This is a genomic window from Hoeflea sp. 108 (assembly GCF_000372965.1).
GTDB lineage: Bacteria > Pseudomonadota > Alphaproteobacteria > Rhizobiales > Rhizobiaceae > Aminobacter.
Genome location: NZ_KB890024.1, coordinates 2,121,396 through 2,136,129 on the forward strand (window position 1 = coordinate 2,121,396; position 14,734 = coordinate 2,136,129).

Genomic DNA, 14,734 nt, shown 5'->3' on the forward strand with positions numbered 1-14,734 from the left:
AGGAGTAGCCTCGTCATGACCAGTTTTGCCGAAAAGGTTTCGGTGGCGGCCGAGGCAGTGCGCCAGCTGTTTCCCGAGACGCCTTTGCAGCTGAACGACTATCTGTCGCGCAAGACCGGCGCCAAGGTGTTTCTCAAGCGCGAGGACCTGACGCCTGTCCGTTCCTACAAGATCCGCGGCGCGCTCAATTTCTTCCGCAAGGCTTTGTCCGCCGGCCGCCAGGCCGAGCTGTTCGTCTGTGCCTCGGCCGGCAACCACGCCCAGGGTTTTGCCTTCGTCTGCCGCCATTTCGGCAAGAAGGGCGTGGTCTACATGCCCGTCACCACCCCGCAGCAGAAAATCGACAAGACAAAAATGTTCGGCGGCGAGTTCGTCGAGATCAGGCTGATCGGCGACTTCTTCGACGAGTGCTATCGCGCCGCGCTTGAATTCGCCGACCATTCGGGCGGCCATATGGTGCCACCCTTCGACCACAAGGACATCATCGAGGGGCAAGCGACCGTGGCGCTGGAGATCGCCGCCCAGATGCCCGGCGGCAAGACGCCCGACATCGTGCTGCTGCCCATCGGCGGCGGCGGTCTCGCGGCCGGCGTGACCCACTATCTCAGCGAGGTTGGTACGGCTCCCCGCTTTGTGTTCTGCGAGCCCGCCGGCGCGCCGAGCCTCAAGGAAAGCCTCGCCACCGGCAAGCGGGTGAAACTGGCCAAGGTCGACAACTTCGTCGATGGCGCCGCCGTCGCCGAGATCGGCCGCGAGCCGCTGCGCCACCTCAAGGATTTTCCGGCCGACAGCGTCCATCTGGTGCCTGAGAACCGTCTCTGCGCCACCATGATCGAGATGCTCAATGTCGAAGGCGTGGTGCTGGAGCCGGCCGGCGCGCTCGCCATCGACGTGCTCAAGGATTTTTCCCGCAAGGAGCTGAAGGGCAAGACGGTCGTGGCAGTCGTATCGGGCGGCAATTTCGACTTCGAGCGCCTGCCCGACGTCAAGGAGCGGGCGCTGCGCTTCGAGGGCGTGAAGAAGTATTTCGTCATCCGCTTCCCCCAGCGCCCGGGCGCGCTGCGCGACTTCCTCGAACTGCTGGGCCCCGACGACGACATCACGCGCTTCGAATATCTCAAGAAGTCGGCCCGCAACTTCGGCTCGGTGCTGATCGGCGTCGAGACCAAGGACAAGCGCAATTTCGACCTGCTCAAGGCCCGCTTCGATATCGAGGGCGTCGCCTATCACGACATCACCGACAACGAGACGCTGGGCGGGTTCATCATATGACGGTCTTCGTCGCGCTGTTTTCCGGCATCAATGTCGGCAGCAACCGCATCGTGAAGATGGCGGAGCTGAGGTTATTCTTCGAGGAGCTAGGCTTCTCCGGTGTGGCGACCTACATCCAGAGCGGCAATGTCGTGTTCACGACCGGTGAGGGCGACACTGCTACACTGACTGGCAAGGTGGAAAGGGCATTCGAGGAGCGCTGGGGATTTCGTTCGCGCATCATGGTGCGCGATGCCGCCTGGTTCGAACGGCTGGTGGCGGAAAACCCTTATCCCGAGGCTGCAGGCGATCACACCAAGCTGCATGCCTACGCGCTGGAGCGTGCGCCGACACCGGAAGAAGTGGCGCCGCTGACCGAGCGCTGCACCGGCCCTGAGAGTTTCGTGATCAGGGACGACGTTCTTTACCTGCATGCGCCCGATGGTCTGGGCAAATCCAAGTTCGCGGAGGTGCTGCCGCGGGTGCTCAAGGTGCCGGGCACGGCACGCAATTGGCGCACCGTGCTGACCTTGCACGAGATGGCCGGGAAAGCCTGAGGCCGCCCCGGCAGGTCTTGCGTAGATTCCTTACCAGCTGCCGGTATTCGGCATCGACAGCCACGGTTCGGCCGGAGCCTTGCGTTCGCCCTTCTGCAGCAGTTCGATGGAGATGCCGTCGGGCGACTTGATGAAGGCCATGTTGCCATCGCGGGGCGGGCGGTTGATGACGACGCCCTTGTCCAGCAGATCCTGGCAGGTGGCGTAGATGTCGTCGACCTCATAGGCGAGGTGGCCGAAGTTGCGGCCGCCCTGATAATCTTCCGTATCCCAGTTGTAGGTGAGTTCGAGAAGCGGTGTCTCGCGCTCGCTGCCTGCGCCCACGTCTTCCGAGGCGGCGAGGAAGATCAGCGTGTAGCGCCCCTTCTCGTTGGTCGAGCGTCGGATCTCCTTCAGGCCGAACTTGTTGCAGTAGAAGTCCAGAGAGGCGTCGACGTCTTTGACGCGGACCATGGTGTGCAGATAGCGCATCTCGCTTTCCTCAGCTTTTGGGGTTCGGGCCGATACATAGGGCGAGCCTGCGGCGCTCGGCAACCACAACAACGACTTTTGTGCGGAACTGGTGCGAAGCTTGTGTCTATCTCGGGACCAAGATGAAAAATGGCGGCCCGGCTCTTGCACTGGTCCAAAGTGCAAGTGTTAATCTTACGTCAAGAATCAGTAGTGGCGTTTGCAAGGAAAAGGGGGCGTTCTGATGGGGGAAAAGGCCTCTCTCTTGATGCAAGAGAGCATCGGACACGAAGCTTTCACGCATGAGGACGGTGCCGACGATGTCGGCCTCATCGAGATTTCCGGCGCCATCAAATGGTTCGACGTGGCCAAGGGCTACGGCTTCATTCTCCCCGACGGTGGCAAGACTGGCGACGTGCTGCTGCACGTGACCTGCCTGCGCCGCGACGGTTTCCAGACCGCACTTGAAGGCTCCCGCGTGGTCTGCTTGGTCAAGCAGGGCGATCGCGGGCTCCAGGCTTTCCGTGTGCTGTCGATGGATACCTCGACGGCGGTCCATCCCGCCGAAATGCAGGAACAGCGCACCCATGTGACCGTGACCGCCGAAAGCGGCCTTGAGCGCGCACTGGTGAAGTGGTTCAACCGCACCAAGGGTTTCGGATTCCTGACGCGCGGCGAGGGCACCGAGGACATCTTCGTCCACATGGAAACCCTGCGTCGTTTCGGCGTTACCGAGCTTCGCCCTGGGCAGGTTGTGCTCGTGCGCTTCGGCAATGGCGACAAAGGCCTTATGGCTGCCGAAATTCACCCCGATTTGGGAACCTTGCCGGTCTCGCACTGATTCCTCGCGCCGTTCCAGGTGTTGCGGCATTGTTGGCGTGGCCAAAATGACGCACGCGTCGAAGGACGACGCCAGCGCGATGGCGCAACCATGGCAGGGGATTTTATGAGCAGGATCAGATCGTTTTTGGCTGGACTGGCCATCGCGGCGATGGTGGCGGTGGCGGGACTGGCCGTTTCGGCGTCGATGACGACCACCGGCCTTGCCCAGGAAAGGCCGATGAAGCTGCCGGTCGATCCTGATCCGCTGCTGGTGACGACCAGCAAGGGCGAGGTCGAGTTTCGCATCGAGATCGCCGACGAGCCCGACCAGAGGGCCATGGGCCTGATGTATCGCAAGGACCTGCCCAATGACGAGGGCATGCTGTTCGTCTTCGAGCAGACCCAGCCGGTCGGTTTCTGGATGAAGAACACGCCGCTGCCGCTCGACCTGCTGTTCATCGGCACCGATGGCAAGGTGCGGGACATCCTGCCGGGCGTACCGTTTTCCGAAGCTGTGATCGCGCCTGCCGAGCCAGTGCGCTTCGTGCTTGAACTGAAGGCCGGAACGGCAGAGAAGAGCGGCATCAAGGTTGGCGACCAGATGCGGCACCCCGCGATCCAGGAAGCGCCGGCCGACAAGCCCTGACGGGTCGGAGCAGGACATGGCAGTCGATCATTTTTCCCACGACGGTTTCAACCTGGCGTTTCTCGACCAGCCGCCGGCAGGTCCGGGACGAGGCGATCCGGTGCTGATGATCCACGGCTTTGCGTCAAGCCATTTCGTCAACTGGGTGTCGCCGGGCTGGTTCAAGACGCTGACGGAGGCCGGCTATCGCGGCGTCGCCTTCGACAATCGCGGTCACGGCCTCACGTCCAAGAGTTATGACGAGGCTGATTACACGCCCTCGAAAATGGCCAGCGATGCGGTGGCGCTGCTCGACCATCTCGGCATCGAACGCGCCCATGTCATGGGCTACTCGATGGGCGCGCGTGTCTCTGCTTTTTTGGCGCTGGCAGCCCCCGAGCGCGTGGCGACGCTGGTATTCGGCGGGCTCGGCATCGGCATGGTCGATGGGGTCGGCGACTGGGATCCGATTGCGTCGGCGTTGCTGGCGGAAGATCCGGGAACCATCACCCACCCTCGCGGAAAATCGTTCCGCGCTTTCGCCGACCAGACGCGCAGCGACAAGCGGGCGCTGGCCGCCTGCATCACCACGTCGCGCGAGCTTCTGACCGAAGACGACATGTCGCGCATTACCCAGCCGACGCTGGTGGCGGTGGGCACTACCGACGACATCGGTGGTTCGGCGTCCGAGCTTGCCTCGCTGATGCCCAATGCGGTCAGCTTCGACATCGAAGGCCGCGACCACATGCTCGCCGTCGGCGACCGCACCTTCAAGAAGCGCGTGCTGGAATTCTATGGCGAGCATCCGCTCTGAAGGTCAGGCTCCCAGCGCCTTGAGCGACCTCTCCATGTTGGTCCGTGCCTGGGCCTCGAAGAGCGCGGCGAAAATATCGCTGTAGAAGATGTGTTGCCGGGCGAGGAAGTTTCCGAGCACGGCGGCGCGGCCGGCGCGCCAGTCAGCTTCGCTGACCCAGCCATATTCGCGCCTGACGGCAGCTTCATAGGCGTCGAAGACCTCTACCGGTGCGCCGAGGATCGACAGATCCATGTCGAGGAACAGCGCTGCATCCTGCCGTGCCGCCTTGTTTTCGAACTCGGGCACCTGGTGGGTGGCGGTTGCCTCGATCATCGCGACGATGCGGGCGAGCCGCCCATCTTCGGCTCTCCCTCGCAGCCTCGCGGCGACAAGCGCTGCGCTTGCTGTCTCATTGTCCTTGCGGCGGCTGTCATAGATGGCGTCGTGAAACCAGATGGCGGCTTCGACCGCTTCGGGATCGGCGAAGGCAGACCTGTGCGTCGCAAGCAGGCCGAGCAGCGCCTCGATATGCCTCATACCGTGATAATGGCGGTCGGGCGCCTGATAGAGTTCGGTCAACTCGGTTTTCATTGCGGAATCAACCAGCGACATCGCTCAGCGTCCCCTGAAGCGAGGTGCGCGCTTGCCGTGGAAGGCAGCGCGACCCTCGGCATAGTCTTCGCTGAGGAATGTGGCGTCGCCGAGCGACTGGGCAAGGGTCGCCTCGTTGGGATCATGGCTCAGCGCGGCGCGGATCGCAGCCTTGGACGCCTTGATGGACAAGGGCGCGTTGCGCGCGATGGCGCGAGCGATGTCGGCAATGCGGCCGTCAAACTCTTCTGCTGCGACGATTTCGACGAGGAAACCGGCGCTGAGCGCTGCCTGCGCGTCGATCCGGCCGGCGGTATAGGTGAGATATCTGGCCATCTGCGGCCCGGCGGCCGAGACGATGTCGCCCATCGCATCGTGCGGGTAGGCTAGGCCGAGGCGAGCCGCAGGCACGGAGAACTGCGCCTCCGGTGTCGCGATCCTGAGGTCGCATGCGGCGGCAAGGCCAAAGCCGCCGCCGAAGCAGATGCCGCGGATCGCTGCGATCACCGGGATGGCGCAATTGCGCAGGGCTGCAAAGGCGGCCGAATTGGTGGCTTCGTACGCGCGCGCGCTTTCGGCGGTGCCGCGCAGCGTGTCGAATTCCGAGATGTCGGCCCCGGCGGAAAAATCGTTGCCCTTGCCGCGCAGCACGATGACGCGCGTGGCGCTATCACTCGAAAGCCGGCCGACGATCGCCGCGAGTTCGACCCACATTGCCTGGGTGATGGCGTTCTTGCGCGCGGGCCGGTTGATGACGATGGTGGCGACGCCGTCGTCGGATGTCACCTGCAGCGGTTCGGTTTCCATGGCGTCTTGATTATCCGTGAACCTAATCCATCTGAACCCGCACGAACGAAACGATCTGGCGACCTGAATGTCCCCTAAGGAAAATTGAGTTCAATCGTGCTACTATCTGGCTTATATGTCCGGCGCGGGAATGCACAAGCCGACTGTGAACGGAGACCGTCGATGAATTCCATATCAGCTGCGCGTCACGGGACGCTGAAGCCGGTCGACCCGATCTGGAAGTCGGTGCGCGACGAGGCGGCCGATGCCGTCGCGCGCGACCCGCTGCTCTCGGCGTTTCTCTATGCGACCATCATCAACCAGGACACGCTCGAGGAGGCGGTGATCCATCGCCTGGCCGAGCGACTGGCGCACCAGGATCTCGGCGCCGACCTTTTGCGCCAGACTTTCTATGCCATGCTTGAGGACCGGCCGGACTGGAGCGATGCCATGCGCACCGACATCCAGGCCTATTACGATCGCGACCCGGCCTGCGACCGCTATCTGATGCCCGTGCTTTACTTCAAGGGTTTCCATGCCATCCAGACGCACAGGCTGGCGCACTGGCTGTGGAATCGCGGCCGCAAGGACTTTGCGCTCTACCTGCAGAGCCGGTCGTCGTCGGTGTTTCAGACCGACATCAATCCAGCGGCGCGCATGGGCAAGGGCATCTTCATCGACCATGCCACCGGGCTGGTTGTCGGCGAGACGGCTGTCATCGAGGACGATGTGTCGATCCTGCATGGCGTGACCCTTGGCGGCACCGGCAAGAGCGGTGGCGACCGCCACCCCAAGGTTCGTTATGGCGTGCTGATCGGGGCGGGCGCCAAGATCCTCGGCAACATCGAGATCGGCCATTGCGCCAAGATCGCGGCGGGTTCTGTCGTGCTGTCGCCGGTTCCACACAACAAGACGGTTGCAGGCGTGCCGGCCAGGGTTGTCGGCGAGACTGGCTGCGACCGGCCGTCGAGCCAGATGGACCAACTACTGCCCTCGCAGAGCATGGACCAGGTCATCACTTTCGACATCTGAGGCCTGCGGGCTTGCGCCGCGCTCACGGGAATGCGTGAATTGCGCGGCGTAACCGGCGGCTTGCCTTTACATTGCCATGCCGGGCGTGTCAGAAGCGCCTCTCTCAAACGACAAGCCGGAGAAGCCAGTTGAAGCCGGAAGAAATCCGAAAGCTCGACGCTTATTTCAAGCGCCAGTTCCAGAACCCTAACCTCATGGTCAAGGCCCGTCCGCGCAAGGACGACTCGGCTGAGGTCTATATCGGCGACGAATTCCTCGGCATCGTTTTCAAGGATGAAGACGACGGCGACTACAATTTCTCGATGGCGATCCTCGACGTCGATCTGGGCTGATCATTTGCCCTTCGTGGCGCTGCGCAGCAATGCGCGGCGTCATCTCCCGCATCAGCCCGGCAGATCGAAAGCGATTTTCGACAAAGAGGCGATGCGTAAGTTCAAGCGCTCAGTTCGTACGTTCTGAAGCAGGGTGCTCCAGGTGCAACATCGAGCTGGCCTTGGCGACGACCGCCTGGTCAAGCGCACGCCACTCTCCCAACAATTCGCGCGGGAACCTGTAGGTGAGGCTGAGATCCTTGCCGACAAAGACGTCGCGTTCGCAGGGCGCAAGCGTCTCCTCGGCTTCCGTGCCGCTCAGGCAGCGCGCGACGAACTCAGGCTGGTCGGCGCGGGCAGCCACCGCCAAAACCTCGTTCAGATAACCTGAATTTTCCTTGAAGCCGTAGAGCGTCATGCCATCAGGACCGGGGACGCCCGGCTTGACCGTCAGGGCGCTGTAGATCGGCTGCAGCCGCCCGCTCATATCGCGGGTCATCATGCGCGGCTCGAGGCTCAGGAAGACGATGCGCTTTTGCCCATCGGTGTTGTTGAAGGCTGATCGCGCGGCTTCGCTGTAGCCGTCCATTTCCGGCCAGCGCAGATAAAGGTCCAGGCGATCTGCAACGCCATCGCGGCGGGCTTTTTCGAAGCGGATCATGTTGGCAGGCGCAGCGATGACGTCGTTGCCGATGACAACTTCGCGCGAGCTGGCATCGTCGGTGTAACCGGCCATGGCGATGCTGTGGCCGAACCAGCGGCCGGCAGCGCTGATGCCGACGGAAAGCACGGCAAGGGCGGCGAGGGCGTAGAAGACCTTCATCACCAGCGCGGAATTGACGATCTCGAAATCAGCGCCGTCGGTCGCCTGCTGTTTCATCTGTCGTCTCCTGGCGCACCGGCCAAAGAATCACATCGATTCCAGAGGGTACGGTACGCAGATTCGCTGGTTTGGAGCATCCCGTTGGCCGCTTTCGGCAGGTCGACGCTCTCAATCGAGCTGCGCGCATCCGCATTTGCAGACCCGATATCGTATTGACCTTGCGCCGGCGTGGTTAATGTCGCGTTAAGCGGTCGGGCGCGCTTGCCTTGAGTGCTGTCGCTTCATAGGTTGCGCGCCACCATCTGGGCCGTATCTGCAAGGAGTTCGCCATGCCGCTTTACGCACTCGACGGCGTTGTCCCCGAGTTCGAGGACCGCGACACCTCGTGGGTCGCTCCCGACGCATCGGTGGTCGGCGATGTCCGGATCGGACGCGACGTCGGCATCTGGTTCGGTGCTGCCATTCGCGGTGATCGCGAGACCATCACCATCGGCGCGCGCTCCAATGTGCAGGAACACACCGTCATGCACACCGATCCGGGTTTCCCGCTGACCGTGGGCAAGGGTTGCACCATCGGCCATCGCGCTGTCCTGCACGGTTGCACGATAGGCGACAACAGCCTGATCGGCATGGGCGCCATCGTGCTTAATGGTGCGAAGATCGGCAAGAACTGTCTCGTCGGCGCCGGCGCGCTTGTGACGGAAGGCAAGAAATTTCCCGACAATTCCCTGATTGTTGGCTCGCCCGCCAAGGTCATCCGCACGCTGGACGAAGCTGCCGCCGAACGCTTGCGTAAATCGGCCGAGGACTATGTCCAGAACCAGGGGCGTTTCAGAGCGGGGTTGGTGAAAGTCGAAGACTAGGTCAAACAGCCAACAGCAAAGCCGCCAATAAGCAAAGCGATTACCCAAATGGCCGGTAACATGAGCCGGCGGCGATATGTGGTTCGCAGTTTCCGTCTTGTCGAATTCCTCAAGTGAGCTTCGCCAGGCTCCGCCTGAAAAAGGCGGAGCCGGCCCGGGGACTTGGGGCCGGCTCCTAGACCCGGTCGTTGGGGACGGGGAGGGTGGGGACTCGACCGGGTATTCCCTGGCCCGCCTTAGCGGACCGAGGCCACCGCGTCGGCGCGGCCGTCGTTGATCGCGATCCACACGCCGGAGTTCTTCTCAGACTGGCGCTTGAGGTAAGTGTAGGGCGTCTTGTCCCAGGCCATGACGCGAGTATCGAGATTGTCGAGGATGAACTCGCCGAGCGTGGTGCGAACGGTGAGCACCGCGTGGCCTTCGCCATTCGGCTGGCGGACGACGGTGACCAGAAGATTGCCGGCCGGCACGCCCAGCTCCATCAGCCGGCGGCGCTTTTCCAGGACGTAGTCCTCGCAATCGCCTGCGCCATTGGTCGGGTAGGACCAGTATTCCTCGACACCCCACATTTCCATGTCGGTGCGCGGCGTGACCGCGGTGTTGACGTCGGTGTTGATGGCGACGATCTCGCTCCACAGCGAGCGGGTCAGTTCGACCGGCGCGGAATTGGCGGTCTTCTGGTTGCATTCGATCGGCGAACGCTTGCACAGCTCATAATGGCCTACCGGCTGCGTGGTGCGGCCGTTGGTCTGCATGAAGGAAGGGCCGGCGATGGCGCTGCCCACGGCGCCCGCCAGAAACGTCACGGCCAGAAAGAGCGGCAGTGCCAGACGCTTGTTCATTTTGTAGTCTCCCCGTTTGAGGAGACAATGACAGGCTCGGATTTATTTCACGCAAAACGACGAAGTAGATGTTGAGTAAAAACAACGCGGTATTTGTCGATCATAAGAATAGAATAAGAATAAAACTTGCAACAAATTTGATTAGATTTTTATCGAATTGGCACGGCTTGCCAGTTCCGACTGTATCGTGTCGGGACGGCTGTGCCGAAGTGGGACTGGGCTGCGATGGTGGTGCTGAAGCAGTTCGGAGCGCTGGATCGGCGCGCATGGAACGATGCGCAAATGAAGAAAGCCGACGCAAGCGACGCCGGCTTTGCTTGTCGCAGGGGATTATCGGTTCAGGTGCGCGCGCGGTTGAATTCGCTGTCGAGCGTCTCTGGGCGCTGAATGACGGCGAATTCAATGGCTACGCCGTCTTCGAAGTGGCGAACGATCTGGCCGCGCATGGTGCCCAGCATGACCTGAACGCCGATCGCCGGCTTGACCTCGATTTCGATGGCAGCACCCGACAGCGACAGGTCGATGATACGGCACGGATACTGGCGGCCATCGGTGAGTTGCAGCGCGCTGATCGGGTTGCGCGGCGCAACGCGTTCGTGGCGGCGATCTTCCGGCAGGTCGAGTTCGTGCTTGTTGGCGAGCCAGGTCAGTTGGGCTGCCAGCTTGTCCTTTTTGCGCTCGGACGCGATGACAGTCATGGCGAAGCCATCGGGCAGCGTGCGCGTGACGACGCCTTCGACGCGGCCGATATGATCGATATAGGCGATGACCTTCTCGCCGGGCCTGCCGGAGCGCTCCGAGCGGAACGCGACGTTGCCGGGGGACATGTCGACGACCTGGCCGGCATGCTCGGTGCGATCCTCGAGCATGAAACGGCCGTAAATCTTCACACGGACACGCTGGAACGTCCGGCGTTCTGCCCGTGACGGCGCGAAATCGATCGCCGTTGGCCTCATGCTATCCTCACACCGCCTTGAACTCCCGCGACCCTCGTAGGGAGTTGTCGGAAGAAAATAGCGTCGAACAGGTTAACAAAACGCCTAAAGATTGCGTTGGCAGAGCCTGTTCAGGCTATTCCTCGCGGCCGCCTTCGAGCACAAAGAGGTGCCTGATGCGCCGTGCTCCGTCGAGCGGATTGGGCCCACCCTGGACGGCAGCGTCGCTGGGCGCCAGTGACGGTACGGTGACGGCTGGCCGGTTGCGCAGGAACATCGGCTCCAGGTCCGGATCGACCACCCGCACGCTCTCGATGGAGACATCGGCAAGTGGGTCGGAGCCGAGCCAGAAGGGCCGGTCGACGCTCGACAGCACGCCCAGGCAGCGCGGGTTTTCGACGCCGCCGTCGAGCGGCAGCAGCAGCATTTCAAAGCTCGTCGCGCGCAGGCTGGCCGTGAAGCCTTCGAAATTGACGACAACGACCGACTTCTGCTGGAATACGCCATAGGCAAGCCGCGCGATCAGGCGCTGGTCCTTTTGCCGCCAGAGCGACGGGAAGGAGAAGCCCTTGAGTTCGCGTCCGAAGGTGGCGCACAGGCGCGTGCCGGCGAGGCGGAATACTGCTTCGCCGCGGGCATCCCGCTCGAGGATGAAGGTGTCGGCGAGCAAGCTCTTGATGTCGGCAGGCTCGACTTCGGCGCGCTTGGGCGCAGGCCTGCCATCGCGAAGGCGGTTCCAGTACTGGAACAGTGCCAGCGATCCTTGCTGTTTCATATTGCTCCGCTCCGAGCGCTTCTGTTCGGGATGTGCCATCGCTGGACAGAATCGCTTCAATCTTGAGGTCTACATGAGACGCGGAGCAGGACCCGTGCCAGTCGCGGTAACAGTTGTTAACGGGTGGGGATCGTTAAGGTTAACAAGTGGTATACGTTGCCGTCGTCGGTGGTGCGTGGCAAGTTGAACTCACCTTCTTGAAGTGGCCGCCCAGCGGTGGCCTGCAGCACTTCAGTCAAGAGTTTTGGGGGCGGGCAAGGGGAGCTCGACCGGCCGTTCAGGGGAAACCCTGGACGGCTTTCTTTTTTGCGCTTTTGCGGCCGGTGGCTTAGATGGCTGAAACACATCAGCCGAGAACCGGACCAGATCGCATGAGCGAACCAGTACGCCAGCACGACGATGACACGCCTGACATGGTGCCCGAGCGTCGCGAGCCGATCTTCAACCTGCCCGGCATCGTCATTGCCATCATCGCCATATGCGTCGGCATTCAGCTGCTCCAGGCTTATGTGCTGACGCCGGACCAGAATGTCTGGCTGCTGATACATGCGGCCTTTATCCCCATCCGCTATTCGGGCCAGTACACCATCGACATCTCTGCCTTCACCAGCCCGTTCACCTACGCCTTCTTGCATGGTGGCTTCACGCATTTGATCGTCAACATGGTGTGGCTGGCGGCCTTCGGCTCGCCTTTGGCCAACAGGCTCGGCGTCGCCCGCTTTGCTATCTTCTTCGCGGTGACGTCGCTGGCTGCGGTGGCGCTGCACTATGTGCTGCACTCGACAGACAATGCGCCGCTGGTCGGCGCTTCGGGCGCGATCTCGGGCATGATGGGGGCGGCTGCGCGCTTCAGTTTCCGGATCGACCGATCGCGTGGCAGGCCTGCTTTCGCCGGCATGCCGCTGCCCATCGGCGAGGTGCTCCGTTCGCGCTCGGCCATGACGTTCCTCGGGGTCTGGATGATCATCAATCTGGCCACCGGCCTGTTCGGATTCGCACCCGGCGTCGACAACCAGATCGCCTGGGAAGCCCATATTGGCGGCTTCCTGGCCGGCTTCTTCGGCATCCGTCTTTTCGATCGCAAGCCTGCCTGGGCCTGACTTCAGCGCACTTGAAATGCGACCTGATGCAGCGCACCATGCAGGTGGCCGACAAGGCCACGGAAGCGCATTGCAGACCGACGGCAGAAGGAGGACCTGATGACTGTGAAGGCAATTCTGGACAAGAAGGGCCACGACGTATTTACCATCGGGCCGAACGTGCAGCTGTCGGAAGCTGTGCGCACGCTTGCCGAACATCGCATCGGTGCGCTTGTCGTGACCAACGGCGACCGCAAGATCGTCGGCATCCTCTCCGAGCGCGACGTGGTGCGCGTGATCGGCAAGGAAGGGGCTGCGGCGCTCGACAAGAGCGTGCGTGACGTGATGACCCCCAAGGTCAAGATCTGCAACGAAAGCCACACCGTGAACCAGGTCATGGAGATCATGACCAATGGCCGGTTCCGCCATCTGCCCGTCGAGCGCGACGGCTATCTCTACGGCATCGTCTCGATCGGCGACGTGGTCAAGCAGCGCATCGAGGACGTCGAGCGCGAGGCCGAGGAGATCAAGGCCTACATCGCCACCGCCTGACGCCAGGCCATGCAGCGCCGCGCATCCGTCTGGATGCACGGCGCTGTGGTTTGGGCGGCTACCTGTTGTCGAGTTCCGGGCGAACCAGTTTCAGGCCTACCCTGGTGATGCGGTATGGCCCGCCTTGCGAAGAGGCGACTGCCTTCTTTCGCTTCAGCTTCCGGAACAGCTCGAGATCGAAGCCTGGATAGCGCCAGCCCTCGCGGGTGAGGCAGATCACGTCCTCGATCCTGTTGTTGTCGTCTTTTTCGATTTCGATGCGCCCGCCTTGGGCGAGCAGATGCAGGATGCGCTGCTCAATGCGCGATATGTCCATTTTGGAATAAGTCCTGGAAAACCTGGCTGAAATGACAGCCAAAACAAAAAGCCGCAGCCGCGATTGCTCACGGCACGGGGTTTCGGGTTTTCATGCCCCGCCTTCAGGAGAAGGCTGGGGCCTCAGCAGGACTCAGACGAGTAGAACATCCACACTCCATAGGGATGGCAGTCATATAGCGGCGAAACGGACAGATTGCCAGTCCGTCGGAGCGATCCACTCCGGAGCTGGATGGCGATCCTGGTGTCATGGCCCGATCGGCCGCAACAAAACTTAACATTACTTCATACAGGCATGCGTTCCGAACTGGGATGACTGGTCGCGCTGGGTTCGAGGCCCCGCAGGCAGGGTGGCGCCCACATTCCCGGGCTTCGGCCATATCTTCAGACCTTGGAGTGCGCATGTTCGCAAAAGCAGGAATTGCAGCCGATGCCGTCAGGGCGTTGCTGGCAGCCATGGCAATCGGATTTCTTGGGTCGGCGAGCGCCTTTGCTGCCGACAGTGTGGCATCCGACGGCGACCTGTCGACCTCGCCCAACCCGAGCCGTTTCGGGCGCATCGGCGAAAAACTGGGCGAATGGCAGGTTGTCGTTGGCGGTGGGGCGATGATCGAGCCTGAATATGAGGGCTCCGACGAATTCAAGGTCGCGCCGGTTCCTTTTGTCTCGGCGACCTTCTTCGACGTGCTGACCATCGACCCGACCGGCGCATCGATGACCGTTTTCGAGCGCGACGCCTTCAGCTTCAGCGCGCGCCTGGGATACGAACTCGGTCGGCAGGAAGATGATTCCGACCGCCTCAAGGGCATGGGCGATGTCGACTTCGGCGCAACCGTCGGCGCCAAGGCAGCTTTCGAGCTTGGGCCGGTCGAACTGTTCGCAATCGTCGACAAGACGATCGGCGGCAGCGAAGGGCTTGTCGGGCGGGTGGGCGTGGAGGCCACGCAGCCGATCTCCGAGCAGTTGTTCCTGGGGGCGTCTGCTTCGGCCGTATTTGCCGACGAGAATCACATGCAGGCCTATTTCGGCGTCAGCACCGAGCAGGCCGCGCGCTCCGGCCTTGCCCGCTATGACGCCGGCGCCGGGCTCAAGCGCGCCGATTTCTCGGTTTCAGCAACCTATAGTATCAATCGCAACTGGATCGTCCGGGGTGAAGCCCAGGTGGGAGTTCTTCTTGGCGATGCTGCCGACAGTCCGATAGTGGTTGAAAATATCCAGCCATCGGCAATGCTTCTGGTCGGCTACAAATTCTGACGTAAGAACAACCTCGCTGCGGGATCGCAATGTCCAATCCTGGGTCCAGTCTTGATGTTGCTGAGCAAACAAACA

The 14,734-nt window shown here is 62.1% G+C and carries 19 protein-coding genes; 11 read left to right on the forward strand and 8 right to left on the reverse strand.

All coding sequences use genetic code 11. The annotated features are described in order from the left end of the window. The first annotated feature begins 15 nt into the window (after positions 1-15). The gene (ilvA, locus tag B015_RS0110335; RefSeq protein ID WP_018427616.1) at positions 16-1,272 is read left to right on the forward strand and encodes a threonine ammonia-lyase IlvA; all 1,257 of its coding nucleotides are present in this window, start codon (positions 16-18) and stop codon (positions 1,270-1,272) included. Next, complete coding sequence (locus B015_RS0110340) at positions 1,269-1,808, forward strand: DUF1697 domain-containing protein (protein ID WP_018427617.1); 540 nt, start codon at positions 1,269-1,271, stop codon at positions 1,806-1,808. The genes ilvA and B015_RS0110340 overlap by 4 nt, the downstream gene beginning before the upstream one ends. Positions 1,809-1,838: 30 nt before the next feature. On the opposite strand, the gene gloA is transcribed toward B015_RS0110340, so the two are convergent. Further along, positions 1,839-2,279 carry a lactoylglutathione lyase gene (gene gloA / locus B015_RS0110345; protein WP_018427618.1) on the reverse strand — a complete coding sequence of 147 codons (441 nt, stop codon included), beginning with the start codon at positions 2,277-2,279 and terminating at the stop codon, positions 1,839-1,841. A 247-nt stretch (positions 2,280-2,526) separates the two neighbouring features. On the opposite strand from gloA, the gene B015_RS0110350 reads away from it, so the two are divergent. From B015_RS0110350 to B015_RS0110360, 3 genes are all read left to right on the forward strand, one after another. Beyond that, positions 2,527-3,099 carry a cold-shock protein gene (locus B015_RS0110350; RefSeq protein ID WP_198292854.1) on the forward strand — a complete coding sequence of 191 codons (573 nt, stop codon included), beginning with the start codon at positions 2,527-2,529 and terminating at the stop codon, positions 3,097-3,099. A 105-nt stretch (positions 3,100-3,204) separates the two neighbouring features. Next, positions 3,205-3,726 carry a DUF192 domain-containing protein gene (locus B015_RS0110355; RefSeq protein WP_018427620.1) on the forward strand — a complete coding sequence of 174 codons (522 nt, stop codon included), beginning with the start codon at positions 3,205-3,207 and terminating at the stop codon, positions 3,724-3,726. Positions 3,727-3,742: 16 nt separating this feature from the next. Next, positions 3,743-4,519, forward strand: a complete 777-nt coding sequence (locus B015_RS0110360) for an alpha/beta hydrolase (protein WP_018427621.1) — start codon at positions 3,743-3,745, stop codon at positions 4,517-4,519. 3 nt (positions 4,520-4,522) lie between these two features. Here the strand turns inward: B015_RS0110360 and B015_RS0110365 are convergent, their stop codons facing one another. Continuing rightward, positions 4,523-5,092 carry a hypothetical protein gene (locus tag B015_RS0110365; RefSeq protein ID WP_245262145.1) on the reverse strand — a complete coding sequence of 190 codons (570 nt, stop codon included), beginning with the start codon at positions 5,090-5,092 and terminating at the stop codon, positions 4,523-4,525. Between the two features lie 24 nt (positions 5,093-5,116). Beyond that, on the reverse strand, positions 5,117-5,899 hold the full coding sequence (locus tag B015_RS0110370; protein WP_018427623.1) for an enoyl-CoA hydratase-related protein: 783 nt from the start codon (positions 5,897-5,899) through the stop codon (positions 5,117-5,119). Between the two features lie 162 nt (positions 5,900-6,061). On the opposite strand from B015_RS0110370, the gene cysE reads away from it, so the two are divergent. Both cysE and B015_RS0110380 read left to right on the forward strand, forming a co-directional pair. After that, positions 6,062-6,910 carry a serine O-acetyltransferase gene (cysE, locus tag B015_RS0110375; protein WP_018427624.1) on the forward strand — a complete coding sequence of 283 codons (849 nt, stop codon included), beginning with the start codon at positions 6,062-6,064 and terminating at the stop codon, positions 6,908-6,910. Between the two features lie 128 nt (positions 6,911-7,038). Then, positions 7,039-7,242 carry a DUF3126 family protein gene (locus B015_RS0110380; protein ID WP_018427625.1) on the forward strand — a complete coding sequence of 68 codons (204 nt, stop codon included), beginning with the start codon at positions 7,039-7,041 and terminating at the stop codon, positions 7,240-7,242. Positions 7,243-7,351: 109 nt separating this feature from the next. On the opposite strand, the gene B015_RS0110385 is transcribed toward B015_RS0110380, so the two are convergent. Then, positions 7,352-8,101, reverse strand: coding sequence for a hypothetical protein (locus B015_RS0110385; protein ID WP_018427626.1), 750 nt, complete (start codon positions 8,099-8,101; stop codon positions 7,352-7,354). Between the two features lie 272 nt (positions 8,102-8,373). On the opposite strand from B015_RS0110385, the gene B015_RS0110390 reads away from it, so the two are divergent. Beyond that, positions 8,374-8,907 (forward strand): gamma carbonic anhydrase family protein, encoded by a 534-nt coding sequence (locus B015_RS0110390; protein WP_018427627.1) that lies wholly within the window; start codon positions 8,374-8,376, stop codon positions 8,905-8,907. A gap of 236 nt (positions 8,908-9,143) precedes the next feature. On the opposite strand, the gene B015_RS0110395 is transcribed toward B015_RS0110390, so the two are convergent. The 3 genes from B015_RS0110395 to B015_RS0110405 all read right to left on the reverse strand — a co-directional run bounded on the left by B015_RS0110395 (position 9,144) and on the right by B015_RS0110405 (position 11,459). Continuing rightward, positions 9,144-9,749 carry a transglutaminase-like cysteine peptidase gene (locus B015_RS0110395; RefSeq protein ID WP_018427628.1) on the reverse strand — a complete coding sequence of 202 codons (606 nt, stop codon included), beginning with the start codon at positions 9,747-9,749 and terminating at the stop codon, positions 9,144-9,146. A gap of 338 nt (positions 9,750-10,087) precedes the next feature. Beyond that, entirely contained in the window at positions 10,088-10,705 is a 618-nt protein-coding gene (locus B015_RS0110400; RefSeq protein WP_018427629.1) for a PilZ domain-containing protein, read from the reverse strand. A gap of 115 nt (positions 10,706-10,820) precedes the next feature. Next, positions 10,821-11,459, reverse strand: coding sequence for a PAS domain-containing protein (locus tag B015_RS0110405; protein ID WP_026227126.1), 639 nt, complete (start codon positions 11,457-11,459; stop codon positions 10,821-10,823). Positions 11,460-11,830: 371 nt separating this feature from the next. Between B015_RS0110405 and B015_RS0110410 the strand changes: the two genes are divergently transcribed. Continuing rightward, complete coding sequence (locus B015_RS0110410; RefSeq protein ID WP_018427631.1) at positions 11,831-12,559, forward strand: rhomboid family intramembrane serine protease; 729 nt, start codon at positions 11,831-11,833, stop codon at positions 12,557-12,559. 99 nt (positions 12,560-12,658) lie between these two features. Beyond that, entirely contained in the window at positions 12,659-13,090 is a 432-nt protein-coding gene (locus B015_RS0110415) for a CBS domain-containing protein (RefSeq protein WP_018427632.1), read from the forward strand. A gap of 58 nt (positions 13,091-13,148) precedes the next feature. Here the strand turns inward: B015_RS0110415 and B015_RS0110420 are convergent, their stop codons facing one another. Further along, entirely contained in the window at positions 13,149-13,406 is a 258-nt protein-coding gene (locus B015_RS0110420) for a YjhX family toxin (protein WP_018427633.1), read from the reverse strand. 401 nt (positions 13,407-13,807) lie between these two features. Here B015_RS0110420 and B015_RS0110425 point away from each other — a divergent pair, with 401 nt between their 5' ends. Next, positions 13,808-14,659, forward strand: a complete 852-nt coding sequence (locus B015_RS0110425) for a MipA/OmpV family protein (protein WP_018427634.1) — start codon at positions 13,808-13,810, stop codon at positions 14,657-14,659. The last annotated feature ends 75 nt before the right edge of the window (positions 14,660-14,734 follow it).